29 protein-coding genes are annotated in these 26,545 nt (G+C 65.2%); 15 read left to right on the top strand and 14 right to left on the bottom strand.

The window, feature by feature from the left end:
- Positions 1–50 precede the first annotated feature (50 nt).
- Positions 51–545 carry a glutathione peroxidase gene (locus QO259_RS12225; RefSeq protein ID WP_035475934.1) on the top strand — a complete coding sequence of 165 codons (495 nt, stop codon included), beginning with the start codon at positions 51–53 and terminating at the stop codon, positions 543–545.
- A 32-nt stretch (positions 546–577) separates the two neighbouring features.
- Here the strand turns inward: QO259_RS12225 and QO259_RS12220 are convergent, their stop codons facing one another.
- On the bottom strand, positions 578–982 hold the full coding sequence (locus tag QO259_RS12220; RefSeq protein ID WP_285950164.1) for a DUF7079 family protein: 405 nt from the start codon (positions 980–982) through the stop codon (positions 578–580).
- Positions 983–1,166: 184 nt separating this feature from the next.
- Between QO259_RS12220 and fabV the strand changes: the two genes are divergently transcribed.
- From fabV to QO259_RS12175, 9 genes are all read left to right on the top strand, one after another.
- Positions 1,167–2,366 carry an enoyl-ACP reductase FabV gene (gene fabV, locus QO259_RS12215; protein WP_035475938.1) on the top strand — a complete coding sequence of 400 codons (1,200 nt, stop codon included), beginning with the start codon at positions 1,167–1,169 and terminating at the stop codon, positions 2,364–2,366.
- A 65-nt stretch (positions 2,367–2,431) separates the two neighbouring features.
- Entirely contained in the window at positions 2,432–3,433 is a 1,002-nt protein-coding gene (locus tag QO259_RS12210; protein ID WP_207031936.1) for a GlxA family transcriptional regulator, read from the top strand.
- On the top strand, positions 3,430–4,002 hold the full coding sequence (ampD, locus tag QO259_RS12205; protein ID WP_502949111.1) for a 1,6-anhydro-N-acetylmuramyl-L-alanine amidase AmpD: 573 nt from the start codon (positions 3,430–3,432) through the stop codon (positions 4,000–4,002). The genes QO259_RS12210 and ampD overlap by 4 nt, the downstream gene beginning before the upstream one ends.
- 532 nt (positions 4,003–4,534) lie before the next feature.
- Entirely contained in the window at positions 4,535–7,225 is a 2,691-nt protein-coding gene (gene aceE, locus QO259_RS12200; protein WP_207031934.1) for a pyruvate dehydrogenase (acetyl-transferring), homodimeric type, read from the top strand.
- A gap of 106 nt (positions 7,226–7,331) precedes the next feature.
- Positions 7,332–9,434, top strand: coding sequence for a pyruvate dehydrogenase complex dihydrolipoyllysine-residue acetyltransferase (gene aceF, locus QO259_RS12195; RefSeq protein WP_285950163.1), 2,103 nt, complete (start codon positions 7,332–7,334; stop codon positions 9,432–9,434).
- Between the two features lie 263 nt (positions 9,435–9,697).
- Complete coding sequence (adk, locus tag QO259_RS12190) at positions 9,698–10,354, top strand: adenylate kinase (RefSeq protein WP_285950162.1); 657 nt, start codon at positions 9,698–9,700, stop codon at positions 10,352–10,354.
- 96 nt (positions 10,355–10,450) lie between these two features.
- On the top strand, positions 10,451–11,140 hold the full coding sequence (gene tsaB / locus QO259_RS12185) for a tRNA (adenosine(37)-N6)-threonylcarbamoyltransferase complex dimerization subunit type 1 TsaB (protein ID WP_285950161.1): 690 nt from the start codon (positions 10,451–10,453) through the stop codon (positions 11,138–11,140).
- A gap of 195 nt (positions 11,141–11,335) precedes the next feature.
- Entirely contained in the window at positions 11,336–12,133 is a 798-nt protein-coding gene (locus tag QO259_RS12180; RefSeq protein WP_207031920.1) for an undecaprenyl-diphosphate phosphatase, read from the top strand.
- Positions 12,121–12,927 (top strand): class I SAM-dependent methyltransferase, encoded by an 807-nt coding sequence (locus QO259_RS12175; protein ID WP_285950160.1) that lies wholly within the window; start codon positions 12,121–12,123, stop codon positions 12,925–12,927. The genes QO259_RS12180 and QO259_RS12175 overlap by 13 nt, the downstream gene beginning before the upstream one ends.
- Before the next feature lie 60 nt (positions 12,928–12,987).
- On the opposite strand, the gene QO259_RS12170 is transcribed toward QO259_RS12175, so the two are convergent.
- The 4 genes from QO259_RS12170 to QO259_RS12155 form a co-directional block, all read right to left on the bottom strand.
- On the bottom strand, positions 12,988–14,295 hold the full coding sequence (locus QO259_RS12170; RefSeq protein WP_285950159.1) for an arsenic transporter: 1,308 nt from the start codon (positions 14,293–14,295) through the stop codon (positions 12,988–12,990).
- Positions 14,296–14,382: 87 nt separating this feature from the next.
- Complete coding sequence (arsH, locus tag QO259_RS12165; RefSeq protein ID WP_285950158.1) at positions 14,383–15,105, bottom strand: arsenical resistance protein ArsH; 723 nt, start codon at positions 15,103–15,105, stop codon at positions 14,383–14,385.
- A 5-nt stretch (positions 15,106–15,110) separates the two neighbouring features.
- On the bottom strand, positions 15,111–15,542 hold the full coding sequence (arsC, locus tag QO259_RS12160) for an arsenate reductase (glutaredoxin) (protein ID WP_285950157.1): 432 nt from the start codon (positions 15,540–15,542) through the stop codon (positions 15,111–15,113).
- An 8-nt stretch (positions 15,543–15,550) separates the two neighbouring features.
- Entirely contained in the window at positions 15,551–15,916 is a 366-nt protein-coding gene (locus tag QO259_RS12155) for an ArsR/SmtB family transcription factor (protein ID WP_285950156.1), read from the bottom strand.
- Between the two features lie 164 nt (positions 15,917–16,080).
- Here QO259_RS12155 and QO259_RS12150 point away from each other — a divergent pair, with 164 nt between their 5' ends.
- The 3 genes from QO259_RS12150 (at position 16,081) to nspC (ending at position 19,034) form a co-directional block, all read left to right on the top strand.
- On the top strand, positions 16,081–16,332 hold the full coding sequence (locus QO259_RS12150; RefSeq protein ID WP_035475959.1) for a CsbD family protein: 252 nt from the start codon (positions 16,081–16,083) through the stop codon (positions 16,330–16,332).
- Positions 16,333–16,632: 300 nt separating this feature from the next.
- Positions 16,633–17,832 carry a saccharopine dehydrogenase family protein gene (locus QO259_RS12145; RefSeq protein WP_207031889.1) on the top strand — a complete coding sequence of 400 codons (1,200 nt, stop codon included), beginning with the start codon at positions 16,633–16,635 and terminating at the stop codon, positions 17,830–17,832.
- A gap of 23 nt (positions 17,833–17,855) precedes the next feature.
- Positions 17,856–19,034, top strand: coding sequence for a carboxynorspermidine decarboxylase (gene nspC, locus QO259_RS12140; RefSeq protein WP_285950155.1), 1,179 nt, complete (start codon positions 17,856–17,858; stop codon positions 19,032–19,034).
- Between the two features lie 255 nt (positions 19,035–19,289).
- Here nspC and QO259_RS12135 read toward each other — a convergent pair whose 3' ends face one another.
- The 4 genes from QO259_RS12135 to QO259_RS12120 all read right to left on the bottom strand — a co-directional run bounded on the left by QO259_RS12135 (position 19,290) and on the right by QO259_RS12120 (position 21,710).
- The gene (locus QO259_RS12135) at positions 19,290–19,493 is read right to left on the bottom strand and encodes a hypothetical protein (RefSeq protein ID WP_285950154.1); all 204 of its coding nucleotides are present in this window, start codon (positions 19,491–19,493) and stop codon (positions 19,290–19,292) included.
- On the bottom strand, positions 19,490–19,735 hold the full coding sequence (locus tag QO259_RS12130; RefSeq protein WP_207031883.1) for a hypothetical protein: 246 nt from the start codon (positions 19,733–19,735) through the stop codon (positions 19,490–19,492). The genes QO259_RS12135 and QO259_RS12130 overlap by 4 nt, the downstream gene beginning before the upstream one ends.
- Before the next feature lie 415 nt (positions 19,736–20,150).
- The gene (locus QO259_RS12125) at positions 20,151–21,077 is read right to left on the bottom strand and encodes a LysR family transcriptional regulator (protein ID WP_285950153.1); all 927 of its coding nucleotides are present in this window, start codon (positions 21,075–21,077) and stop codon (positions 20,151–20,153) included.
- Between the two features lie 114 nt (positions 21,078–21,191).
- Positions 21,192–21,710: a hypothetical protein gene (locus QO259_RS12120; RefSeq protein ID WP_285950152.1), complete on the bottom strand. Its 519-nt coding sequence runs from the start codon at positions 21,708–21,710 to the stop codon at positions 21,192–21,194.
- Between the two features lie 319 nt (positions 21,711–22,029).
- Here QO259_RS12120 and QO259_RS12115 point away from each other — a divergent pair, with 319 nt between their 5' ends.
- On the top strand, positions 22,030–22,665 hold the full coding sequence (locus tag QO259_RS12115) for a hypothetical protein (protein ID WP_285950151.1): 636 nt from the start codon (positions 22,030–22,032) through the stop codon (positions 22,663–22,665).
- 95 nt (positions 22,666–22,760) lie between these two features.
- Here the strand turns inward: QO259_RS12115 and QO259_RS12110 are convergent, their stop codons facing one another.
- From QO259_RS12110 to QO259_RS12100, 3 genes are all read right to left on the bottom strand, one after another.
- Positions 22,761–22,964 carry a cold-shock protein gene (locus tag QO259_RS12110; RefSeq protein ID WP_035475974.1) on the bottom strand — a complete coding sequence of 68 codons (204 nt, stop codon included), beginning with the start codon at positions 22,962–22,964 and terminating at the stop codon, positions 22,761–22,763.
- Between the two features lie 287 nt (positions 22,965–23,251).
- Positions 23,252–23,467, bottom strand: coding sequence for a hypothetical protein (locus QO259_RS12105; protein ID WP_285950150.1), 216 nt, complete (start codon positions 23,465–23,467; stop codon positions 23,252–23,254).
- Positions 23,464–23,715, bottom strand: coding sequence for a hypothetical protein (locus QO259_RS12100; RefSeq protein ID WP_285950149.1), 252 nt, complete (start codon positions 23,713–23,715; stop codon positions 23,464–23,466). The genes QO259_RS12105 and QO259_RS12100 overlap by 4 nt, the downstream gene beginning before the upstream one ends.
- A gap of 207 nt (positions 23,716–23,922) precedes the next feature.
- Here QO259_RS12100 and QO259_RS12095 point away from each other — a divergent pair, with 207 nt between their 5' ends.
- Entirely contained in the window at positions 23,923–24,144 is a 222-nt protein-coding gene (locus tag QO259_RS12095) for a hypervirulence associated TUDOR domain-containing protein (protein WP_035475979.1), read from the top strand.
- Position 24,145: 1 nt separating this feature from the next.
- Here the strand turns inward: QO259_RS12095 and QO259_RS12090 are convergent, their stop codons facing one another.
- Both QO259_RS12090 and hmpA read right to left on the bottom strand, forming a co-directional pair.
- Complete coding sequence (locus QO259_RS12090) at positions 24,146–25,219, bottom strand: NAD(P)H-dependent flavin oxidoreductase (protein WP_285950148.1); 1,074 nt, start codon at positions 25,217–25,219, stop codon at positions 24,146–24,148.
- 96 nt (positions 25,220–25,315) lie between these two features.
- A complete protein-coding gene (hmpA, locus tag QO259_RS12085; RefSeq protein WP_285950147.1) occupies positions 25,316–26,539 on the bottom strand; it encodes an NO-inducible flavohemoprotein in 1,224 nt (407 codons plus the stop codon).
- Positions 26,540–26,545 lie beyond the last annotated feature (6 nt).

Genomic DNA, 26,545 nt, shown 5'->3' with positions numbered 1-26,545 from the left:
CCGTCGCGCTTTGCGGCGACGGCGTTCCAGGTCAGGATGAGCGGCCCGCCATGTCGCTGTACACGCAAGACTGCCGCACCCATGCCGGCGAACCCTTCAATCTGCGCGCGCTGCGTGGCCAGGTGCTGCTGGTGGTCAACGTCGCCAGCCAGTGCGGTTTCACGCCCCAGTTGGAGGGGCTGGAGAAGCTCTATCGCGAGTACCGCGACCAGGGCTTCACCATTCTCGCCTTTCCGTGCAACCAGTTCGGCCGCCAGTCGCCGGAGTCGGCCAGCCAGTTCGGCGCCTTCTGCGAACAGCGCTACTCGGTGACCTTTCCGGTGATGGAGAAGGTCAAGGTCAACGGTCGCGACGCCCATCCGCTGTTCACCCAGCTCAGGCGACAGGCGCCGGGGTTTCTCGGCAGCACGCCGATCAAGTGGAACTTCACCAAGTTTCTGGTCGGCCGTGACGGCCAGATCATCCGCCGCTTCGGCCCCCGCGCCTCGCCGCGCTCCCTGCGGCGGGATATTCAGAAAGCGCTGGATACGCCGTTCTCGGCGTGAGCCTCGCGTGAGTTTCTCAGATGGGTGGGCGCTCAGGTGGGCGGTCGTTCGCCACGTTCTACCATCAACCGATACACCAGCTCGTCGAAGCGCGGGCGGCTCATCATGGTGGTGAGCCCGGAAAAGAGGGTGGCAACGGCCTTGCGCGCGCCACTCAGGCGGCGGTTATGGCGAACCAGGCGCAAGAGCAGCAGGTTCTCGTCGAAAGCGCGCCACTCGCCCGCCATCGACACCTGATAGCGCACCATCACCGGCGACATCTCCAGCCGATAGACCCACTCCAGCTCTTTCAGCGTCAGGCCGCTGGCCTCGATCTCGCGCACCATGCGCGCAAAATCCGTCTCGCGCGGCTCGCGCTCCAGCCACAGGGCTGACAGCGCCAGCCACAGCGCGCCGCGGCGGGCGATCAACGTTTCGATTTCCTGTTCGTCGCTCATGCTGACTCTCTGGCCGCAGGGGCTCGGGGGGATATGGCGCGCCATCTTCGGACAGTGCGCAGGCCGACACAAGCCTGCGCGGCCTGCGCACAAGTTTTCGTCACCCTGTTAGAATGCGCACAACATCGTTGCGGGAGGCATCTCCCGCAGCGTCCCGATTCGGTACTGGAAGACGAGGTTAGACGTGATCATCAAGCCCAAGGTCCGCGGTTTCATCTGCACCACGACTCACCCGCTCGGCTGCGAGCGCAACGTGCTCGAACAGATCGAGGCGACCCGCGCCAATCTCGATGGGGTCGAAGGCGGGCCGCGCAACGTGCTGGTCATCGGTGCCTCCAGCGGTTACGGGCTGGCGGCGCGTATCACCGCTGCCTTCGGCTACGGTGCCGACACCCTCGGCGTGTTCTTCGAAAAGCCCGGCAGCGAGAAGAAGCCGGGGACTGCGGGCTGGTACAACGCCGCCGCGTTCGACAAGTTCGCCAAGGCCGAAGGGCTCTACAGCAAGGCGATCAATGGCGACGCCTTTTCCCACGAAGTGCGTGAGAAGGCGATCGAGCTGATCCGTGAAGACATGGGCCAGATCGATCTGGTGATCTACTCGCTGGCCTCGCCGGTGCGCAAGATGCCGGACAGCGGTGAACTCAAGCGCTCGAGCCTCAAGCCGATCGGCGAGACCTACACCGCGACCGCCATCGACACCAACAAGGACACCATCATCGAGGCCTCGGTGGAGCCTGCCACCGAGCAGGAGGTCGCCGATACCATCGATGTGATGGGCGGCCAGGACTGGGAGCTGTGGATCGATGCCCTGGACAAGGCCGGCGTGCTCGCGCCCGGTGCCAAGTCGGTGGCGTTCAGCTACATCGGCACCGACATCACCTGGCCGATCTACTGGCACGGTGCCCTGGGCAAGGCCAAGGAAGACCTCGACCGCGCCGCTGGCGAGATCGACGCGCGCCTTGGCCAGCAAGGTGGCAGCGCCAACGTGGCGGTGCTCAAGTCGGTGGTGACCCAGGCCAGCGCCGCGATCCCGGTGATGCCGCTCTACATCTCCATGGTCTACAAGGTGATGAAGGCGCAGGGCGTCCACGAGGGCACCATCGAGCAGCTCAACCGGCTGTTCGGCGAGCGCCTGTATGCCGCCGGCGAGCCGCCGCTCGACGAGGCCGGGCGCCTGCGTCTGGATGACTGGGAACTGCGCGACGATATCCAGGATGCGTGCAAGGCGCTGTGGCCGCAGGTCACCAGTGACAACCTGTTCGAGCTCACCGACTACGCCGGCTACAAGCACGAGTTCCTCAAGCTGTTCGGCTTCGAGCGCGACGACGTCGATTACGATGCCGAGGTCGATCCGATGGTCGAGTTCGATGTCGTCCAGATGTGATTCGCGTGCGTTGAGCGGGCAGGGTGCCGGGGGCTCGTGGGTGTGATGCCGAGAGTCTCGACAGCATGACCACGTCGGCCCACGATGCCCCACGGCAGGTGGGGTTCGTACTCCTGCCCGGGTTCTCGCTGCTGGCCCAGGCCTGCGCCATCGAGCCGCTGATCGTCGCCAATGGCCTGGCCGAGCGGCGCCTCTACGGGGTCACCACCTTCGGCATCGATGGCCGCCCGGTGGCCAGCGTGGCCGAGCTGGCGCTGACGCCCCATGGGGTTGCCGGCAGCGATGCGCGCCACCTCGACCTGCTGTTCGTGTGCGCGCCGCCGCTGGCCGCCGAGGTGGCACGCGATGCCAGCGACACCCTGCTCGCCTGGCTCAAGCGGCTGGCTCAGCGCGGGGTGATGCTCGGTGGTATCGCCGGCGGCACTCAGTGGCTGGCCCGCGCCGGGGTACTCGACGGCTATCGCGCCTCGATCCCCTATGCCAGCGCCGACACCTTCAGCCGCGCCTTTCCCGCAATCCATGTCTCTCATCAGTTGTTCGAGATCGACCGGGACCGCCTGACCTGCGGCGGCGGCACCGCGGCGATGGATATGCTGATGACGCTGATCGGGCAGCAGCAGGGCGCGGGGCTGGCCCAGCGTATCTCCGAGCACTTCGTGTGCGAGCGCATCCGTATGGCCGACGAACCCCAGCAGCTACCGCTGCGCTCGAGGCTGGGCAACGCCCCCGAGAGCCTGCTCGACGCGGTGGCGCTGATGGAGGCCAATATCGAAGAGCCGCTCACCACCCACGAGCTGTCGGCGCATCTGGGGATCTCCCGGCGTCAGCTGGAGCGGCTGTTCAAGAAGCATCTGCAGGCGGTGCCCAGCCGCTACTATCTCAACCTGCGCCTGCAGCGCGCGCGCCGGCTGCTGCGCGAGAGCGATCAGGCGGTGGGTGATATCGCCCTGGCTCACGGCTTCTCCTCGGGGGCGCACTTTTCCACCAGCTATCGCCACCACTTCGGCATCAGCCCGCGCGATGAGCGTCTGGTGCAGGTGGCCCGCGACCCGGAGGGCGACGCATGACCCTGACGCTCGAGCAGCACTGGCTGACCCAGGCGCGGCGGGTGCCTTCGCCCAACGCCAACGCCCGCCCCGAGGGGGAGGTCTCGGCGGTGGTGGTGCACGGTATCAGTCTGCCGCCGGGTGAGTTCGGCGGGCCGGCGATCGAGCAGCTGTTCACCAATACGCTGGTGCCCACGGCGCATCCGTACTTTGCCAGCATCGCCGCGCTGCGGGTCTCGGCGCATCTGCTGATCCGCCGCGACGGCGAGCTGGTACAGTTCGTGCCCTTCGATGCCCGCGCCTGGCATGCCGGGCGTTCGCGCTGGCGTGACGAGACGGGCCACCTGCGTGAGGGGCTCAACGACTTCGCCATCGGTATCGAGCTGGAGGGCACCGACGAGCGCCCCTATCGGGCGGCGCAGTACCACGCCCTGGCCGCGGTGCTCTCGACCCTGATGCAGCATTATCCGGCGATCACGCCGGCGCGGCTGGTGGGCCACGCGCAGATCGCGCCGCTGCGCAAGCGCGACCCCGGGCCCGCCTTCGACTGGGCCTATCTACGCCGCTGCCTTTACCGTGGCGCTTGCTGACAGGCTCGGTTCTGGCAACTAAAGCCCTGGCGACTCTCAGCCGGACAACCCCGGTTCTGGCGACTCTCCGCCGGAAGCCCCCGGTCCTGACGAACCTTGGCCAGATACCCCCAGGCCTGACAAACCCTGGCCGGCTGCTATGGTGAGGAGGTCGGCGGCGTGGGCCGAAGCTTGGCGGTGAGTGTGTCAATTCCGCGTTGGTTTGCTCCTAGGTAAATTCACTACCGCCTGGCGGGGCACCGATCATCTTTGCGGCTCAAAAGCCAAGTGCCTGTAAATACAGGATTTATACGAGCGTTTGACGCCGGGAGAGGCGGCGACGAATTGGCAGCGGTGCGCGTTTGCGGTATCTTCTTCGCCGGATTTTCCGCGTCACGCACGCCCGCTGTAATTCAGTTACAGCCGAACAATCTCGGAAAGCGGCCCCAAAAGAGCTGCACCTGCACCGAAGAGCGCATATTCCCAAGCCCCGCTGCGGCTACCCGCCACGGCCGGGCGAATGGCAAACCTTTTCCCATTCGGAGAGTTGTCTATGAGTCTGGAGACACGAGAAGATCTCGATCCGGTCGAAACCACGGAATGGCTGGACTCCCTGGCCTCGGTCGTCGAGCATGAGGGCGAGGAGCGCGCTCGGTACATCCTGAGTCGGCTGGCTGATCGCCTGCGTCGTGACGGCTCTTCGCCGCCGTTCTCCGGCACCACGCCGCACCGCAATACCATTCCGGTGCATCGTGAAGCCAAGATCCCCGGCGACATGTTCATCGAGCGCAAGATCCGCTCGGCGATCCGCTGGAACGCCATGGTCCAGGTGCTGCGGGCCAACAAGAAGCACAAGGGGCTGGGCGGCCACATCGCCAGCTACCAGTCCAGTGCGACCCTCTACGAAGTCGGCTTCAACCACTTCTTCCGCGCCGACAACGGTGACCACAAGGGTGATCTGCTTTACATCCAGGGCCACGTGACGCCGGGCATCTACGCGCGCTCCTTCCTCGAGGGCCGTCTCGACGAGACGCAGATGGACAGCTTCCGTCAGGAAGTCGACGGCGAAGGTCTGCCGTCCTATCCGCACCCTTACCTGATGCCGGACTACTGGCAGTTCCCCACCGTCTCCATGGGGCTGGGTCCGATCCAGGCGATCTATCAGGCCCACGTGATGAAGTATCTCAACTCGCGTGAGCTCGAGGACATGCAGGACCGCAAGGTCTGGGCCTTCCTCGGCGACGGCGAGTGTGATGAGCCGGAATCCCTCGGCGCGCTGCATCTGGCCAGCCGCGAGAAGCTCGACAACCTGATCTTCGTCATCAACTGCAACCTGCAGCGTCTCGACGGCCCGGTGCGCGGCAACTCGCGCGTGATCGACGAACTCGAGGGCGTGTTCCGCGGTGCCGGTTGGAACGTCATCAAGGTGGTCTGGGGCGGTCTGTGGGACCCGCTGTTCGAGAAAGACACCAAGGGCATGCTGCAGAAGCGCATGGACGAGGCGGTCGACGGCGAGTACCAGAACTACAAGGCCCAGGGTGGCAAGTACACCCGCGACAACTTCTTCGGCAAGTACGAAGAGACCGCCGAGATGGTCAAGGATTACTCCGACGAGGAGGTCTTCCGTCTCAACCGCGGTGGCCACGACCCGCAGAAGGTCTACGCGGCCTATCACGAGGCGGTCAACAACGCCAACGGGCGTCCCACCGTGATCCTGGCGCATACCGTCAAGGGCTACGGCATGGGTGGCGGCCACGGCGAAGCCGACATGGAAGCGCACCAGATCAAGTCGATGGACGTCGACGCGCTCAAGGCGTTCCGTGACCGCTTCGGCATCCCGGTCTCCGACAAGCAGATCGAGAGCGGCGACATCCCCTACTACAAGCCCGACGACGACAGCCCGGAGATGAAGTACCTGCATCTCCAGCGCGAGAAGCTCGGCGGCTTCCTGCCGGCGCGCAAGTCGGACTTCGAGGCGCTGGAGATTCCCGGCCTCGACGACAAGATGTTCGCCACCCAGCTCAAGGGCTCGGGCGACCGTGAAGTCTCCACCACCATGTCCTTCGTGCGCGTGCTCAACGGTCTGGTCAAGCACAAGCAGCTGGGCTCGCGGGTGGTGCCGATCATCCCCGACGAAGCGCGCACCTTCGGCATGGAAGGCATGTTCCGTCAGCTCGGTATCTACGCCGCCGAAGGCCAGAAGTACGAGCCGATGGATGCCGGCCAGATCATGTACTACCGCGAGGACAAGAAGGGCCAGATCCTCGAGGAGGGCATCACCGAAGCCGGTTCGATGTCGGCGTGGATCGCCGCGGCGACCGCCTACGCCAACCATCACCTGCCGCTGATGCCGTTCTACATCTACTACTCGATGTTCGGCTATCAGCGTATCGGTGACCTGGTGTGGGCCGCCGGTGACCTGCAGGCGCGCGGCTTCATGGTCGGCGGCACCGCCGGGCGTACCACCATCAACGGTGAAGGTCTGCAGCACCAGGACGGCCACAGCCATATCCTGATGTCCACCGTGCCCACCTGCCGCGCCTACGACCCCTGCTACGGCCACGAAGTGGCAGTGATCGTCCAGGACGGCCTCAAGCGCATGTTCCAGGACAAGGAGAACTGCTTCTACTACCTGACCGTGATGAACGAGAACTACGCGCATCCGGAGATGGTGGAAGGCAGCGAAGAGGGCATCGTGCGTGGCATGTACCGCCTGCACGAAGGCAAGGCCGCGGCCAAGAAGAAGCAGCCGCGGGTCCAGCTGCTGGGCAGCGGTACCATCCTGCGCGAAGTCGAAGCCGCCGCCGAGATGCTCGCCGAAGAGCATGGCGTGGTCGCCGACGTGTGGAGCGTGACCAGCTTCAACGAGCTGCGCCGCGAAGCGCTGGAGTACGATCGTCAGCAGTTCCTCGACTACGACGAGAAGCGCGAGAAGCCGTGGGTGTCGCAGCAGCTCGAAGGCACCGAAGGCCCGGTGATCGCCGCGACCGACTACATGAAGCTCTACGCTGACCAGATCCGTGCCTGGGTGCCGGGTGACTTCCATGTCCTGGGTACCGATGGCTTCGGTCGCTCCGATACGCGTGAGCAGCTGCGTCACTTCTTCGAGGTCGACCGCTACTACGTCACCGTTCAGGCGCTGCGCGCCCTGGCCAAACGCGGTGAGATCGACGGCAAGGTCGTCAACGACGCGATGAAGAAATATGGCCTAGATCCGGCCAAGCCCAGCCCGCTGGTGTCTTGATCGGCAGTTTCCATCGCAGGGTCGCCGCCTCCAGGGGCGGTGACCGCGGCCAGTTGAGCCGGCGCGTGTGCATGACGCGCTGGCGGATGATCAGAGGAGCGCGACCTTGAGTAGCGAAATCATCAAAGTTCCCGACATCGGCGGTAGCGACGGTGTCGAAATCATCGAGATCTCGGTGCAGGCGGGCGACGTCATCGCTGCCGAAGACACCATGATCGTGCTGGAGTCCGACAAGGCCTCGATGGACGTGCCGGCACCCAAGGCCGGCAAGGTCGTCAAGGTGCTGGTGAAGGAGGGCGACACCGTCTCCGAAGGCGACGACATCCTCGAACTCGAAGCGGAAGGCGAGAGTGACGCCGACGCCGAGCAGGACGAGAGCGACGCCGAAGCGGGTGACGCCCAGGAAGAGAGCCAGGACGCTGAGTCCGAGCACGCCTCCGCCAGCGAAGCGGCGCCGAAGAAGAAATCCGGCGGCGGCAAGCGCACCGTCGAGGTCAAGGTGCCGGATATCGGCGGCGGCGACGGCGTCGAGATCATCGAAGTCGCGGTGAGCGAGGGTGACGAGATCAGCGCCGAAGACACGCTGATCACCCTGGAGTCCGACAAGGCCTCCATGGACGTGCCCAGCCCCTACAGCGGCAAGATCGTCTCGCTCTCGATCAAGGAGGGCGACAGCGTCTCCGAAGGTGACCTGATCGGCACCATGGAGATCGCCGGTGAGGGCGACGACGACGCCGAAGACGACGCGCCCGCGGCGGACGATGCCGAAGCGCCGAGTGGCGACGACAGCGCCGATGCTGAAGACGACAGCGCCGACGAAGAGGGTGACGACGAAGACACCGACGACAGCGCAGGCGGCCGTCAGGAGATTCGCGTGCCGGATATCGGCGGCAGCGAAGGCGTCGAGATCATCGAAGTCGCGATCAGCGAAGGCGATGAGATCGACAAGGAAGACACCCTGATCACGCTGGAGTCTGACAAGGCCTCCATGGACGTGCCCAGCCCGGTCAAGGGCAAGGTGGTCGAGCTGGCGGTCAAGGAGGGCGACAGCGTCTCCGAGGGTGACCTGATCGGCTACGTCGAAGTCGCCGGCCAGTCGGGCGGTAAAAAGAAGTCTGCCAAGCCCGCTGGTGACAAGGGCAAGGACAAGGCCGAGTCGAAGGCGCCGGCGGCCAAGAAAGACGATGCCAAGGCCGCGACCGATTCGCGCGCGCAGAAGCAGCAGGGCGGCGAGCCGAGCCCGGAAGCGCGGCACAAGCACGGCGATGACAAGAGCGCCGGTGCCCACGTGCACGCCGGCCCTGCGGTGCGCAAGATGGCCCGCGAGCTGGGTGTCGAGCTGAGCGAAGTCAAGGGCTCCGGTCCCAAGGGGCGCATCCTCAAGGATGACGTCGACGGCTTCGTCAAGCAGGTGATGCAGGCACGCAAGCAGGGCGGTGGGCAGGCGGCAGCGCCCGCGGCCAGCGGCGGTGCGGGCATCCCGCCGGTACCGGCGGTCGACTTCAGCCAGTTCGGCGAGATCGAAGAGAAGCCGATGGGCCGCCTGATGAAGGCCGGGGCGACCAACCTGCATCGCAGCTGGCTCAACGTGCCCCACGTCACCCAGTTCGACGAGGCGGACATCACCGAGCTGGAAGCCTTCCGCAAGGCGATGAAGGACGAAGCCCAGCAGCAGGGCGCCAAGCTCACGCCGCTGCCGTTCATGATCAAGGCCGCGGCCAAGGCGCTGGAGAAGTTCCCGCAGTTCAACGTCTCGCTGCATCCGGATGGCGACAAGCTAATCCAGAAGAAGTACTTCCACATCGGCGTGGCGGTGGACACCCCCAACGGCCTGATGGTGCCGGTGATCCGCAATGTGGATCAGAAGGGCATCATCGAGCTGGCCAAGGAGGTGATCGACCTCGCCGGGCGCGCCCAGGAGGGCAAGCTCAAGCGCGACGAGATGCAGGGTGGCTGCTTCACCATCTCCAGCCTGGGCTCGATCGGCGGTACCGCCTTCACGCCGATCGTCAACACGCCGGAAGTGGCGATTCTGGGGGTCTCCAAGTCGCAGATGAAACCGGTCTGGAACGGCTCGGAGTTCAAGCCGCGGCTGATGTGCCCGCTGTCGCTCTCCTACGACCACCGTGCGGTCAACGGTGCCGATGCGGCGCGTTTCACCGCCTATCTGGCCCAGGTGCTCACCGACATCCGCCGCATGCTGGTCTAAGCGCGCGGTTCGGCAGTACCAGCGCCGATGGCTCCTGCGGGAGCCATCGGCGTTTTTTTGTGCGGTTGTATAAACCGCCATCGGCGTTTCCGCGCCCCTATCCCCACCGATTTCTTACCGCGGGCCCGCTCTGCGCCCAACCGAGCCTTGTGCGCCCGAGTGGCGAAAGGTATCGTCATGTGCCACTGACGATGTCACCGGCGTCGCCTCGGGCGACCGTGAGGTCACATAAGAACGATGCCATTCACGAAGGAGCTGTATCGATGCGTTTGATCCTCTTGGGCGCCCCTGGCGCTGGCAAGGGCACCCAAGCTCAGTTCATCTGCGAGCACTTCCATATCCCGCAGATTTCCACCGGCGATATGCTGCGTGCCGCCGTCAAGGAAGGCAGCGAACTGGGGATCAAGGTCAAGGAGACCATGAACAGCGGCTCGCTGGTGTCGGACGATCTGATCATCGCCCTGGTCAAGGAGCGTATCGCGCAGCCGGATTGCGCCAACGGCTTCCTGTTCGACGGCTTCCCGCGCACCCTGCCGCAGGCCGACGCCATGAAGGACGCCGGCATCAAGCTGGATCACGTGGTCGAGATCGCGGTCGACGACGAAGAGATCGTCAAGCGTCTGGCCGGGCGCCGCGTCCATCCGGATTCCGGGCGCGTCTATCACCTCGAGTACAAGCCGCCGCGCGAGTCGGGCAAGGACGACGTCACCGGCGAGCCGCTGATCCAGCGTGACGACGATAGCGAGAAGACCGTGCGTCATCGCCTCTCCGTCTACCACGATCAGACCGCGCCGCTGGTCGACTATTACCAGGAGTGGGCCGCCGAAGACCCCGAGGCGGCGCCTGCCTACCACCGTATTGCGGGCGTCGGCAGCGTCGACGATATCCGCTCCCGCGTGCTCTCCGCCCTCGAGGGCTGAGACCGCGCGACCGTCCCGCCACTCGGCGGGGCGGTCGTCGTCACGCCGTTCACACGCTATACTCGCCCCTCCTTTTGTAGTCACCCCGGGAAACCGATGTCGACGCTGCTGGCCCTAGACGCCTCCTCGACCGCCTGCTCCTGCGCGCTCTGGCGGGACGACGACCTGATTCATCGTTTTGAAATCGCCCCGCGCGAACATACCCGCCGGCTGCTGCCGATGGTCGACGAGCTCCTTGCCGAGGCGGATCTCGATCTCACCGCGCTGGATGCCATTGCTTACGGTCATGGCCCCGGTTCGTTCACCGGGCTGCGCATCGCTGCGGGTATCGCCCAGGGTCTGGCCTATGGCGCCGAGCTGCCGCTGATGGGGGTTTCCACCCTCGAGGCGCTGGCACTGGCGGCCCACCGCAAGTGGCATGCGCGTCACGTGATCGCGGCGCTGGATGCGCGTATGGACGAGATCTACGTCGGCGCCTATCGCTGTGCCGACGGCGAGCTGACGCCCTGTCTCGAGGAGCGTGTGATCGCCCCCGAGCGGCTGCGCCTGCCGGCGGAGAGCGGTGACCGCGAATGGCTGGGCATCGGCAGCGGCTGGCAACTGTTGGCGCGCATGCCGGTCGAAATACAGGCCGTGCTGCCCCAGACCCTGCCCGACGAGCTGCCGGCGGCCGAAGACATTGCGCGTCTCGCCGCCGCTGCCTGGGCGCGCGGCGAGCGTGGCGCACCGCCGCATGCGGTGACGCCGGTCTATCTGCGCAATGAGGTGGCGTGGCGCAAGCCTTAGTCATTGAAAGCCCAGTGACGCAAGACCTGGTCACGAAAAACCTAGTCACGGAAAGCCTAGTCACTGAAAGCATAGCCACAGTGTGGAAAGGCCCAGGATGGGCCGAGTCCGGCAGGGTAGGTGGCTCGCGGCGGCAGTGGCCACTCCACGCTTATCCCGGGGCCGTTGGCCCCCTCTGCAAGGAAACGCTTCATCATGGATGTGTTGCATCTCGCGGCGCTGGCGCTGATCCAGGGCCTGACCGAATTCCTCCCGATCTCTTCCTCTGCCCATCTGATCCTGCCGTCGCAGCTGCTCGGCTGGCCGGATCAGGGGCTGGCATTCGATGTCGCCGTGCACATCGGCTCGCTGGGCGCGGTGCTGGTGGCCTTCCGCCATGAGGTGATCAAGATTCTTTGCGCCTGGTTCGGGCAGTTCGGCGCGCGCGGGTCGAGCCCCGAGAGCCGGCTGGGCTGGGCGATCATCGTCGCCACGCTACCGGCAGTGGTGTTCGGCCTGCTGGTCGACGACTGGGTCGAATCCGCCGGGCGCTCGGTGCTGGTGATCGCCACCACCACGATCGTCTTCGGCGTGCTGCTGGGCATCGCCGACGCCCGCGGCAGCCGGGTCGAGCCGCTGGGGGCGATGACCTTAAAGCGCGCGCTGCTGATCGGCCTGGCCCAGGCGGTGGCGCTGATTCCCGGCACCTCGCGCTCGGGTATCACCATGACCGCCGCGCTCATGCTCGGCTTCACCCGGCAGGCGGCGGCACGCTTCTCGTTTCTGCTCTCGATTCCGCTGATCCTGGCCGCCGGTACCCTCAAGGGGGTCGAGCTGGCGCAGACGGGTACCGCCACCCAGTGGCACGAGATCGCCCTCGGCGTGGGCTTCTCCTTTGTCGCCGCCTGGCTCTGCATCAAGCTGTTCCTGGCTGCGCTCGACCGCATCGGCATGCTGCCGTTCGTGATCTATCGTCTGCTGCTCGGCGTGGTGCTGTTCGTATGGGCGACCTGAGCGGCGCTGTGCCGTTGGGTGAGGCGGTGGTCGTGGTGGGCGAGCCGCTGCGCCCGCTGGCGGCTCGCTACGGGCTTGCGTGGCGCGCCGAGCCGCCCGCCGAGGGTCTGGCCCTGCGCCAGGGCCCGGCGGGGCTGGAGATCGCCGGTGATCCGGCGCTCTACGGCCACCCGGTGCGTGCGGACTTCGTCAGTGGCGCTGCCGACCATCGGCGCCGCTTCGGCGGCGGCCGTGGCCAGCTGGTGGCCAAGGCGTGCGGCTTCGGCAAGGGCGTGGTGCCGCAGGTGGTGGATGCCACTGCCGGGCTCGGGCGTGATGCCTTCGTGCTCGCCTCGCTGGGTGCCGAGGTGCTGATGGTCGAGCGCGTGGCCGCGATCCATGCGCTGCTCGACGACGCCCTCGCGCGGCTGGCGGTTGCTGATGAGCTCGGCGAGATCGCCGCACGGCTGGCGCTGCGCCATGCCGATGGCACCACGGCGCTGGCGGATGCCATCGCCGACTGGCCGCATGCGCCGCAGGTGATCCATCTCGACCCGATGTTTCCCCACCGGGAGAAGTCCGCGCTGGTCAAGAAAGAGATGCGGCTGTTCCGCGAGCTGGCAGGTGCCGATGACGACGCCCCGCAGCTGCTGGCAGCGGCGCTGGATCTGGCCACCCACCGGGTGGTGGTCAAGCGCCCGCGCAAGGCGCCGCCCATCGCAGGCCCAGCGCCCCAGCACGTGATCGAGGGCAAGACCAGCCGCTACGATCTCTACGTGCGCCGTTCGCTGCGCACGGATGCCGCCTCGCCCTGAGCCACTGCCGTGGCCGCTGTCGCCCCTGCTGTCGTGCCCGTCGATGTTCCCGGTCACGGCTCAGGGTGCGATCAGCGGCAGCCACAGCGCCAGCGCGACCAGCGTGGCCAGCAATACCGGCGGCGTGATCAGCAGCCCGATCTTCATGTAGCGACCCCAGCCGATGCGATAGCCCTTCTTGGCCAGCACGTGCAGCCACAGCAGGGTCGCCAGGCTGCCGATCGGGGTGAACTTGGGCCCCAGGTCGTTGCCGATCACGTTGGCGTAGATCATCAGCTCGCGGGTCACCGCCGGCACGTCGGCCTGGTGGATCGCCAGCGCCCCGACCAGAGTCGAAGGCAGATTGTTCATCACCGAGGCGAGCAGGGCGCTGAAGAAGCCGGTGCCGATGGTGGCCACCAGCGGGCCGTGCTGGCCCAGCCACTCGAGCACGCCGGCGGCCAGCGGCGTGAGCCCGGCATGGCCGAGGCCGTAGACCACCAGATACATGCCCACCGAGAACCACACGATCTGCCACGGCGCGTGACGCAGGGCGTGGCCGACCGAGACCACCGCGCCGCGGCCTGCCTGCCACCAGCGCCCGGCGATGACGATCAGCGACAGCGCCGCCGCACCGGTGACGAAGGCCACCGGCACATGCCAGGCGGGCGTGACGAAGTAGGCCACCAGCAGCGTGATCAGCAGCGGAAAGGCGGCGCGGAACACCAGCGGATCGCGGATCGCGGTGTGCGGCGGGTCAAGCTTCTCCAGCGCGTAGCGCTTGGGCACCCGGCGACCGAAGGCGAGCCACAGCACCGCCAGGGTCGCCAGCAGCGAGACCAGATTCACCGGCAGCATGACCAAGGCGTAGCGCGAAAACGAGATGCCGAAGTAGTTGGCGCTGACGATATTGACCAGGTTGGAGATCACAAGCGGCAGGCTGGTGGAGTCGGCGACGAAGCCGGTGGCGATGATGAACGCCAGTGCCGCCTGGGGTGAGAACTCCAGACGCAGCAGAATCGCCAGCACGATCGGGGTCAGCAGCAGCGCCGCACCGTCGTTGGCGAAGAACGCCGAGATCACCGCACCGAGCACCACCACCAGCGGGAACAGCCAGTGGCCGCGGCCATTACCCCAGCGTGCCACGTGCAGCGCCGCCCAGGCGAAGAAACCGGCCTCGTCGAGGATCAGCGAGATGACGATCAGGCCGACGAAGGTAAAGGTGGCGTCCCAGACGATATCCCAGACCGTGCCGATATCGCCCGGCTGGACGACGCCGGTCGCCAGTGCGAGCACGGCGCCGCCGACGGCGCTCCACCCGATACCCAGGCCGCGGGGTTGCCAGATCACCAGGATCAGGGTGACAACGAAGATGGCCAGCGCCAGCATGCCAAGACTCTCCACGAAGGGGGCGGGAGCCGGACGGCGCGAGACACCGCCCAGCACGGGCACCCGATAATCGATTAGGGAATGCGATCACAGATCGCGCTGATTGACCCGGGCGGAGAGCTGGGCTGCGCTCTCCACGCGCTCCGAGTAGCGGTCGGTCAGATAGGCCGCGCGCCCGCGGGTCAGCCAGGTGAACTTCACCAGCTCCTCGCAGACGTCGACGATGCGCTGGTAGTAGGGCGAGGCGCGCATGCGGCCAGCGTCATCGAACTCGTTGAACGCCTTGGGTACCGATGACTGGTTGGGGATGGTCAGCATGCGCATCCAGCGGCCAAGAATACGCATCTGATTGACCGCGTTGAAGCTCTGGCTACCGCCGCAGACCTGCATCACCGCCAATGTCTTGCCCTGGGTGGGGCGGATGCCGCCCAGCGACAGCGGCAGCCAGTCGATCTGTGCCTTCATCACCGCGGTCATGGCGCCGTGGCGTTCCGGGCTCACCCACACCATGCCCTCGGCCCAGGTGGCCAGCTCGCGTAGCGCCGCCACCCGCGGATGCTCCGGTGCCGCGGCATCCGGCAGCGGCAGGTCGCGCGGGTCGAAGGTGGCCACCTCGCAGCCCAAGGCTTGCAGCAGCCGGCCCGCCTCTTCGGCCACCAGGCGCGAATAGGCGCGCTCGCGCAGCGAGCCATAGAGCACCAGGATGCGCGGCGGATGATGGGGCCCCGCCTCTCCCGCCAGGGCCTCGCCATCGATGGGCGCGAAGGCGGTGGGATCGAGCTGGGGCAAGGTGTCGAATAACGCAGACATGGTGTTTACTCGGCGGCGGGCGGATGGCTGGACGACGGTGTCGGGTGCACGACCTCGCCATCTTCCTTGGTGAAGGTGGCGACAGGATGATCCAGCAGCGACAGCACCACCTCCGAGGGGCGGCACAGCGCAGCACCCTTGCCGGTGATCACTATCGGGCGGTTGATCAGAATCGGATGGGCCAGCATCGTCGTGATCAGCGTCTCGTCGTCGAGGGTCGGGTCATCCAGGCCGAGCGTGTCGTAGGGGGTGCCCTTGCGTCGCAGCAGCTCGCGCGGCGACAGCCCCGTGGCCGCCAGCAGGGCCACCAGTTGGGCGCGATCCGGTGGGGTCTCGAGATAGTGGATCACCTGGGGCGTCTGCCCCGAGGCTTCGATCATCGCCAGGGCGTTACGCGAGGTACCGCAGTCCGGGTTGTGATAGATCACGGGGTTCATGGCGTTTCTCATGAAGGATCGGTCGATGGGCTGGGTGCGGCGCTGGCACAGCCGCCGAGCAGGCTATCCAGTGGCGCGCAGACCTCGGGGCTGCCTTGGCAGCAGTCGCTGACCAGAAACGCGGCCAGGGCGCCGACGGCGGCGAGGTCGGCACGGTAGATCATCGAGCGGCTCTGACGCTGGGCATGAATCAGACCGGCGCGGCTGAGCACCGCCAGATGCGCCGACAGCGTGTTGTGCGGCACGTCGAGGCGACGCGCCACCTCGCCGGCGGCGAGGCCGTCGGGTTCGTGTCGGGTCAGCAAGCGAAAGGCCGCCAGCCGGGTTGGCTGCGACAGCGCAGCGAAGGCGTCGAGAGCGTCTTTTGTGTCCATATGTCCAAGAATATCGACATAAAGTCGGGGCGGCAATCATCGCGATGACATTTCGTCGGGAGTGAGAGCGGTATGACCTTTGTGTGACCTGTATGAGCGGTCTACGCTCAAGAAGCTGTCTGGGCGGCAACCCGCCCAGCGCCCTATACGATCAAGGAGGTCGCATGTACGAAGAGCAGATGAAAGGACGCACGGAGTCCCTCAAGGGCCAGGCGCAGGAAGCCGTGGGCCGGTTCACCGATGACGAGGAGCTGCGCGACGAGGGCCGCGCGCGACATGCAGCGGGCAAGTTGCAGGCCAACTACGGCGAGAAGCTCGATAGCGTGCGCGAGGCGACGGTCAAGAATCCGATCAGCGCGCTGGCGATCGCCGGTGGCGTCGGGGTGTTCCTGGGTATCCTGCTCGGACGCCGCTGATACGCCCGAGTGCGCTACCCGCTCCCTGACGACGAAAGCCCCGGCTCAGCCCGGGGCTTTCATCGTCAGGAGGTATCGGAAGGTAGATGTCGACGCAGTTTCACATTTGACGCGGAAAATACTTGAGGCCAGCCTTCGTCGGGGCCATTATCTGCGCCCTTCCATCGGTCGCTGTGGCCGGCGGAGGACCAAGACCGGGGTGGCATCGGGTCGGGGTGCGCTGAATCTGCACGACAGATGAGTTGCCCACTACCGATAAGACCTTCCACTGTTGACTTTTCCCGATCTGGAATCGAACTCATGAGCAAAGTCCTGATTATTGGCGCCGGTGGCGTCGGCGGTGTCGTCACGCACAAGTGCGCGCAGCATCCCGAGGTGTTCACGGAAATCTGCCTCGCCAGCCGCAACGAAGCCAAGTGCAAGGCGATCGCCGAGCAGTTGCCGCGCCCCATCCAGACCGCCCAGGTCGACGCCGACGACGTGGACGCGATCGTGGCGCTGATCGAATCGTTCAAGCCGGACGTCCTGATTCACGTGGCGCTGCCGTATCAGGATCTGACCATCATGGAGGCGTGCCTGCGCACCGGCGTGCCTTATCTGGATACCGCCAACTACGAACATCCGGACGAAGCCAAGTTCGAGTACAAGGAGCAGTGGGCATTCCAGGAGCGCTACCAGAAGGCCGGCAACATGGCCACGCTGGGCTGCGGCTTCGACCCCGGCATGACCAATATCTACTGCGCCTACGGTCAGAAGAACCTGTTCGACGAGATTCATCGCATCGATATCCTGGATGCCAACGGCGGCGACCACGGCTATCCGTTCGCCACCAACTTCAACCCGGAGATCAACATTCGCGAGATCACCGCGAATGGCCGCTACTGGGAGAAGGGCGAGTGGGTCGAGACCGCGCCGCTGGCCGAGAAGCGCACCTTCGACTTCGACGGCATCGGCGAGAAGGATCTCTACCTGCTCTATCACGAAGAGCTGGAATCGCTCTCCCAGAACATCAAGGGGCTCGAGCGCATCCGCTTCTGGATGACCTTCTCCGAGAAGTACATCACCCATCTCAAGGTGCTCGAGAACGTCGGCATGACCAGCATCGAGCCGATCGAGGTCGACGGTGCCCAGATCTCGCCGCTGCAGTTTTTGAAGCGCGTGCTGCCGGATCCGGCATCGCTCGGTCCGCGCACCAAGGGCAAGACCAACATCGGCGTCATCCTCGACGGCATCAAGGATGGCAAGCGGCGCAAGGTGTACATCTACAACATCTGCGACCACGAGAAGTGCTACGCCGAAGTGCAGTCCCAGGCGATCTCCTACACCACCGGCGTGCCGGCGGTGACCGGCGCCATGCTGATGCTCGAGGGCATCTGGAAGGGCGAGGGCGTGTTCAACGTCGAACAGCTCGACCCCAATCCGTTCATGGAGCGCATTGGTGAGATGGGCCTGCCGTGGCAGATGGTCGAGCTCGATCCCGACGTCGACCCGCTGGCCTGAGGGCCGGTGTGATGGCTGATGCGATGAGCGATTCCACGCACGCGACGCCGGCTGAGATCTGCGGCTTCGATATCCACGCCTGCCCGTCGCCGGCCTACGTGGTCGACGATGCGCGCCTCACGCGCAATCTGGAACTGCTGGCGCGGGTTCAGGCCGAGAGCGGTGCCAAGATACTGCTGGCGCTCAAGGGGTTTGCCATGTGGGATACCTTCCCGCTGGTGAGCCGCTATCTGGTGGGAACCACCGCCAGCGGGCAGGACGAGGCGCGTCTCGGCGCGGAGACCTTCGGCGGCGAGGTGCATGTCTACTCGCCCGCTTTCACCGCGCCGGAGATGGAGGTGGTGCTGCGCTATGCCGACCACCTCAGCTTCAACTCGCCCGGCCAGTGGCGCCACTTCCGCGACACCGTCGCGGCGGCGGCGCGGCCGGTCTCCTGCGGGCTGCGGGTCAATCCGGAGCACTCCACCGGCGAGGTCGCGCTCTATGACCCCTGCGCGCCGGGCTCGCGTCTCGGCACGCGGGCTTCCGAGCTGTGCCCGGGAGATCTCGAAGGGCTGGAAGGGCTCCACTTCCACACCCTGTGCCAGCAGAACAGCGACGCGCTGGAGGCGACCCTGGCGGCGTTCGAGGCTCGGTTCGGCGAGTATCTGGGCGGGCTGCGCTGGGTCAACTTCGGCGGCGGGCACCACATCACCCGGGCCGACTACGATGTCGCGCGGCTGGTGCGGGTGATTCGCGAGTTTCGTGCCCGCCATCCGCATCTCGAGGTCTATCTGGAGCCGGGCGAGGCGATCGCGCTGAATACCGGCTTCCTGGTGGCCACGGTGCTGGATATCGTCGACAACGATGGCCCCATCGCGATTCTGGATACCTCCGCCACCGCGCACATGCCCGACGTGCTGGAGATGCCGTATCGCCCGGAGATTCTCGGTGCGGCCGAGCCGGGCGCGAAGGCCTACACCTATCGCCTGGGCGGCACGACCTGTCTGGCGGGTGATGTGATCGGCGACTACGCGTTCGATGCCCCGCTCGCCATCGGCGATCGGCTGGTGTTCACCGACATGGCCCACTACACCATGGTCAAGACCACCACCTTCAACGGCATTCGTCTGCCGTCGATCTGCCGGGTCGACGCCGAGAGCCGCGAGGTGCGCACGGTCAGGACCTTTGGTTACGAGGACTATCGCCAGCGCCTGGGTTGAAGACCGGCGTTACCAGGTGGTACCCGATAAACCCCGCTTCGGCGGGGTTTTTTAATGTCTGGAACAGGCACCCGGGCCAAAAGGGTAGCGAGAAAGCGGAGAGGGTATAGCGTGAAAGTGGAGAGGGGAGAGCGAGAGAGTCGCGAGTGAGCATAAAAAAGGCCGCCGAGACGGGGGGAGGCGGCCAAAGGGCTTGGACAAAACATTCGAACATAGCGAGCCAGTAGAAGCTGGCGGTGCGACTGAACCAGAGGCTTACACGGCGGCCACGGATGAGCGACTCTCGCTCATCGCGGCCACCGCCGTATCGGCACGACGCGGTTCGTAGCGGGGTGACTCGAAGTGGTGCGCCGTACACTGAGCGCAGCGCAACTTGCGCGTTTCACCCGGCCCCGAGGCGACGTAGAACTCGCGGAAGCCGCAGATCAGACACGGCTGCTCGAGTTGCACTCGGCTCACGCCGAACGCCGCGCGGTGGAATCGTTGAGCGCCCGGCTGGAGCGTGCCATCTGCAGGATCAACCCACGTGACAGGTTGAGCGCATGCATGGGATAGGAGACACCGTGGGTATCGGCGTAGTGGCCGCAGGTGTCGATGAATTCACCGCAATCGGTGCAGGTGATTTCGTCCCAGTCGTGGGCGGTATCCGGGGCGATGGCGTGCTGACTTCCACAGCGGGTGCATGAGATCTGGTAGTTCATGACTTCCCTCCTTGGCGCTGAGAGTGGACTTCCGGTGTCCAGGGGGTCGGCTTCCTTGCCGGTCCGGCCAGTGCGGGGGAGGCTGGCCTTCGGGACATCCTGTCCGTGTGTGACACCCTAAACTTGGCATAACCCGCAAAACTGTACAAGGTTTTTTTCAAGTACAACTCTGGGTGAGCTTGTGCGATCCATATCCTGACGCGGTAGGGCATCTCTGTGTCAGGAAACGCGCTGACCGTGAGCCGTTGCCAATCACGCTAGCGTTCGATCTTTGCACGTCGATGACAGGCCGGTGTCAGCCCGCCGGACGCTCTCACCCGAATGCCTTCACTCTGGAGCAGGTTTTAGGGAAAGGTCTTTGAGAAAGCCCTGAGAGGAAGGTCGGCGGTCTTGGGTGACGGCCTCTAGAACTGCCTCAGGAGGCCGGCGGCTCGCCGAGTGGGCCCACCTCACCATTCAGAATGGTATCCAGTAGCTCCTGAGCGCAGCCGGGTAGCACGCCCTCGTCACGAATCAGCAGCGTGCGCTCGCGGTAGGCCCAGGCATCGCCGAGATGGCGTACCTGCAGCTTCATGCTGGCCTGATAGCGCCGCGCGCAGGACTCGGGAATGATCCCCACGCCGACCCCGGCCTCGATCATGCGGCAGGCCGACTCGAAGCCGAACACCTGAATACGCACCGGCAACGGCAGGCCGAGTTCGAGCGCTTTCACCTGCAGGAAATGAAACAGCGTGCTGCCCTCGTGGAGCCCGACATGCGGGAAGTCGAGCGCATCCTCGAAAGTCACCGCGTCGCGGGTCGCCAGCGGGTGTTCCCACGGAGTGGCCAGAACCAGCCGGTCGCGGCTGAAGGGCAGCGAGCGTAGCCGCGGCGGCACCTCCATGCCTACCATGATGCCGAGAACCCCCATGTCGGCGGTGCCATCGAGCACGCCGCGAATGATATCGCTGGTCATGCGCTCCTGCAGATCGACGGTCACACCAGGCCGGGTGGCCAAAAATTCGGCCAGCACCTCGGGCATGAACTCGATCACCGCAGTGGTGTTGGCGAAGATGCGCAGATGCCCGCTGGCGCCATCGGCGTAGGCGGAGAAGTCACTCTTGACCCGCTCCACCTGTCGCAGGATCAGGCGTGCATGGTGCAGCAGGCGCTCTCCGGCGGGCGTCAGCTCCACGCCCTGGGCGCTGCGATAGAACAGGCGGCTATCGAGCTGCTGTTCGAGAGACTTGATCCGCCCGCTGACCGCGGCGGTGGAGAGGTGCGCGCGGCTGGCGCCGGCGGTCAGGCTTCGGGCCTCGGCGACATGAACGAAGATACGAAGATCGGCGAGATCGAAATGCATGGCGCTCGGCGTCGCTGGGGAGTGACAGGGCAGACGAGTATAGCGCCGTGGCGGGTGGGCACGAAATGTCGCGGGCAATGCCGGGGGCGGTTCTCTGCCCCCGGCTTGGGCCTGTCAGATCTGGCCCAGGTAGCGCAGGTTGCCGCGTTGCGACTGTGGCACGTCTTCGAGCAGCACCACGTTGAGCTTGTGCCCATCGTCACTGGTGGAGGAGACCGCGGTTCCCAGGGTGGCGTCCACCGCATCCGGGCTGAGCGAATACATCTTGCCCGAGAAGGGGTCGACCACGAACCAGCCGATCAGGCCGCCGAAGACCAGGTTACCGGCCAGATACCAGCCGTTGGGCGAACTGCTGATGTTAAGCGTCAGCGGCGCATAGCCGGGCTTGTCGAGGGAGAGCCGGTAGTCCTTGCCGCCCCAGTAGGAGCCATCGCTCTTGGCCAGGGTCACGGTGGTCGGGGTCTGGCCCTCGAAGACCTGCTTGCCGGTCTCGTCGACGATGGCGATATGCGCCTGTGACGGGGTGCTGGAAATGGCGATCGTTTGATTGCTGTCGCCGACGATGGAGGCGCAGCCGGTCAGGGCGAGAGTACCCAGTGCGAGTAGGGCGGAGAGCGTGGCTTTGAACGTCACGTAGGAGGTTCCCTTTTTGCTTTTTTTGGCGGCGTATTGGCGTTGGCCGTCTCTTCGATTCATCAGGCGCTGATTGGAAGTCGCTCGTGAAGATCGGCGGCCACCTTAATGAAAGAGCGCCTTATTGTAAAGATAAGTTAATGTAAGTAATTTGCGTGTATTGTTGTAGGATATTGGCTATTGACAGCTTGGGAAGCCCGGTACGACGGGGCCGGAGGCCGGTATTGCGCAAGCACGTGGCAAAGGACCACATAGGTTATCGTAGCGCCCGGTGGAGAGGACCTAGAGTGGCGGCACTTTAATAAGGAGGTGCCGATATATGGAGTGGTTCGCACAGAACAGCCGGGCGATTACCGCCGTGAGCAGCCTGCTCACGCTGTTTGTCTGGGTCTTTTACGCCCAGATTCTCTACCGCAATTTCGCGCGTACTCGGCGGCCCAGGATCATCATCAACCGGGGCCATGGCAACGGCCTCGGGGCGCGCTGCTTGATCAGCAACATGAGTTCCGAGCCGATCTTTCTCGAGCACGTGATCGTCTCTCTGCACACCAGTGAAGGGTGGTTGACCAAGGATCTGATCGATGAAGAGGTCAACTATCTGCGAGAGGCGGAGTCCGACAGTCAGCACGTTTCCAGCCAGGGGCCTATGCTCTCCGGCAGCTTCAGCCATATCGGTACCTTCCGCGCGATCATCCAGCAGATCTGCCGCGGCCACGATATCGACTTCGCTCAGGGGCATACCAGTAACGGGGCCAAGCTGCACCATCTCGATGTGCGGGTAGTGGCGATCTACGGTAGCGAGGACCATCCCATTGGTGCCGCTCGCCGCTTTCGCATGGAGCATGAGGAAGACGGGGATACCTGCGTGCTGGTACCGGTCTCCATCGATACCAGGCGCTATGCCAGCCGGCTGCAGCGCTGGCGGGTGCGCCAGTGGATCCGTCGCCTCGATTGAGAGTCGAGGCCCAAACTCGAGGCCCAAACGCAACGAAGCCCGCAGATGCGGGCTTCGTCGATGCTATCTTGCGCCGTGGCGCAGGGCTAGCGAGATCAGAGCGGCTTGATGTTGGAAGCCTGCAGACCTTTTTTGCCTTGAGTCACGTCGAAGGAGACTTCCTGGCCTTCCTGCAGCGACTTGAAGCCGCTCGCTTGGATTTCAGAGAAGTGTGCGAACAGGTCGTCGCCGCCTTCGGACGGAGTGATGAAGCCAAAGCCCTTGGAGTCGTTGAACCACTTAACGGTGCCAGTTGCCATGTGTCGAATTCCTCAATACGTGAGCTTGCGCTCAAAAGTTGCCGGGTAATACCCGAATTAGTGGGCAAAACAAGGGGATATAACCAGGCTACCGATTGACTCGACTGCGACTGACAATATGCGACTTGCTACCTACCTGCCTCAGGGTGCAGCTTTGGGCCTGAAGTGTCAAACGATATTTTCGCTGATCAGAGAAAAAGTCATTCGACGCCCGCGCGTGCTGAGAAGCAGGGGCGAGCGACCGCCGATAGTACGATACTCACCGAGGTATCGAGACCCCTTGGGGCTCAGCGCCCGGCGCCCGCACGCTGTGAGCTGTGCTGCCCATCGATGACCGCGGCGTCAGTAGCGCGATGCGCGCCGAAGGCGGCAGCGGGCCGTGAACGCCCCAACTGGCGGTGGGCGTTGCAGCGCTCGCAGATGGCTCGCTCTGGCGTGAGCGACACATCGAATCGGTCGTGGCCGCAGACCCAGCACCTGACATCGAGACGCACCGCGCTCATGCCGCCTCCCCGGTGATGCCGGTGAAGCTGGCATCGCCCGGCTCTTCGCGGGCCATGCGCACCAGCGTCTCAACGGAGAGGCTCAACGTGTGAAGGCGATGGTTATGCGAACCAAAGGTGGCGTTGTGGTCGCGTGTGGCGATGAACTCGCCGCAACCGACGCAGATGATCTCGTCCCAATCCTGGGCGGTGTCGGTGGAGTGACCCTGGTCGTGGCCACAGCGGTGACAGGCAATATCGTGTTTCATTTTGGGGCCTTCCTCGGCATCCAGCCGCCGATCTTCCTGACCGGCGGTACTCAAAGGTGGCAATCCTTGCCAGGTGGTTCCAGCATCCGATGCTGACTCCAGTAGCCACAATCCTTGCGGCGTGATGGCAGAGTGGCATACTCCCAAAACTTGTACAAGTATAATTAGGAGTACAATTCGTGCAGAGCTGGAAACGGAGAGCTGGCAATGTCGACGTCTACCTTCAAGCAGCGTGAGTGGGTCAAGTGGAAGTGGGGGCCGAACTGGGCCGAGGGGCAGGTGACCAAACGTTTTCACGAGCCGGTGACGCGTAAGCTGCAGGGCAGCGAAGTCACCCGTAAGGGCTCCAAGGCCAACCCAGCGTATCTGATCAAGCAGGAGGATGGCTCGCGTGTGCTGAAGCTGCATAGCGAGCTGCAAAAAGCCTAGCCTAGCCTCGGCTGGCCTGGCGCCACTCTGCGTCGATCGTCTCGATCAGGGCCGCCGCGGGCAGCATTCGCGCGCGGTCGGCCCCGGTGCCCGCCCACTGGGCGCCGTAGGTGCCATCGCCGCTGGCCTTGGCGGCGGCATTCAGTGCCTTGCCCAGGTCATAGGCGCAAGGGTAGGCGGGTACCTCGTCTGCCTGCGCATCCCGCGCCCAGGCCGTGAAACCGTTCTCCAGGCAGCGCGCCGGGCGCCCGGAAATCGCCCGGGTCATGACGGTCTTGCCCCCGGCTGCCAGGCGCTCTCGGTAGGCCGGGTCCGCGGCGCTCTCCGGGCAGCCGATAAAGGCCGTACCCAGCTGCGCCGCGCTGGCTCCCCACGACAGCGCCCGGGCGATATCCACGCCATCCATCAGTCCACCGGCGGCAATGATCGGCGGTTCGAATTCCGCCACCAGTCGGCGCGTCAGCGCCTCGGTGGAGAGACCTTCATCGTTGCCTTCGGGGTCGAAGATGCCGCGGTGCCCACCCGCCGACCACCCTTGCGCGATGATCGCATCCAGGCCACTGGCGGCGATCCGGCGCCCCTCGTCCAGGGATGTCGCGGTGGCCAGAAGCAGGCAGCCTGCGCGGCGCAGTGCCTCGATCTGTGCTGGCGTGGGTAGACCGAAGTGGAAACTGACCACGGCCGGGCGGGTTTCCAGCAGCACCTCCAGCATTGCCGGGTCGAGCTGAAAAGGGCGATAGATCTCCTCCAGCGCTGGCGGTGGTGTGCTGCCGAAGGTCTCGAACAGCGGCCGGGCGCGTTCGATCCAGCGCGACTCGGCCTCGCTGTCGCGTGCCGGCGCTGCATGGCAGAACAGGTTGACCTGGAAGGGGCGTGCAGTCAGCGCCTGGGTGCGGAGAATCGCCGCATGTGCCGCCGCTGGGGTCGCGGCCCCCAGGCCCAGCCCGCCCAGCGCGCCGGCATTGGAGACCGCCGCTGCCAACTCGGGGGTGGCCGTGCCGGCCATGGGCGCCTGCAGCAGCGGCAGCGTCAGCGCCTGAAACAGCGCCTGTGTCGAAGCGTATCGTGGGTTCACGGGTCACCTATTTAGCTGAATCGTTTACCTTCACTGAGTCCTTCTGTATTACCCGGCCTTTCTCTTTTATCCGGTCTTTCACCCGACACGGCGGGATCAACTCGCCAGCATCTGCCCTGGGCCGAAGCACTCGTAGTGGCGGTTCTCCGCGCTCACCCCCTGTTCGGCCAATAGCCGGTCCAGCGCGCGCATCATCGGCAGCGGCCCGCACACATGGTAGCTGGCCGCCGAGTCACCCACCCAGGTAGCGAGATCTGCCGCTTCCAGCAGGCCATGCTTGATTTCGGCCACCGAGTCGGCGGGCTCATCGGCGCGCGGTTCGTCGTAACACAGATGCAGCGAAAAGTTGGCGTGTGCCCGGGCCAGTGCCGCCAGCTCTCCGCCAAAGGCGCGCACACCGGCGTGCCGGGCAAGCTGGATCATCACCACCTGCCGCTTCGGTGACGCGGCCAGGGCAGCATGCGCCATCGAGATCAGCGGGGTAATCCCCACACCACCGCCGATCAGCACCACCGGGCGGGCCGGGTCTTCCGGCAGCGTGAGTTCGAAGGTGCCATAGGGCGGTGTGAGCTCGACCTGATCCCCCTCGGCGAGCGTGGCATGAATCTGTGGCGATACCTGGCCTGCCGGCTGCTCGGCGCTACCCGTCTCGTGCTTGATGCTGAGGCGATAGGTTTCGCTGCCGGGGGCATTGGAGAGGCTGTACTGGCGCATGAGCCAGTTGCCTGCCGCATCCGCCAGCCGCAGGGTCACGTATTGACCGGCTACGTGGGTCGGCAGCTTGCGGCCGTCGCTCGGCGCCAGATAGAGCGAGACGATGTTCTCGCTCTCCGCCTGGCGGCGTACGATGGTGAACGCCAAAAAGCCGGACCAGCCTTGGGTCTCGCGCTGCTGAGTGTAGAGTTCATGCTCGCGGCCGATGAACACCGCAGCCAGCTGGGCGTAAGCTGCCTTCCAGGCGTCAATGATCTCCGGTGTGGCGGCATCGCCCAGAACCTCCTGGATCGAGGCGATCAGGTTTTCACCCACGATGGGATAGTGCTCCGGGCGAATGGTCAGCGAGGCATGCTTGTGCGCGATCACCTCCACCGCCGGCGCCAGCGCGGCCGTATCATCGATATGGCGTGCGTAGGCCAGGATCGCCCCCGCCAGGGCCCGTTGCTGCGCGCCCTCGCGCTGATGCGCGGGATTGAAGTAAGGCTTCACTTCGGGATTGTGCGCGAACATGCGAGTGTAAAAATGGCGGGTCAATGTTTCCCCATGAGCCTCGAGCACGGGAATGGTCTGCTTGACGGTGGCGATCTGGTCTGGACTGAGCATGGTGAC

The sequence above is a fragment of the Salinicola sp. JS01 genome (assembly GCF_030284585.1).
Classification (GTDB): domain Bacteria; phylum Pseudomonadota; class Gammaproteobacteria; order Pseudomonadales; family Halomonadaceae; genus Salinicola.
This window is presented reverse-complemented; position numbering and strand designations above follow the sequence as displayed.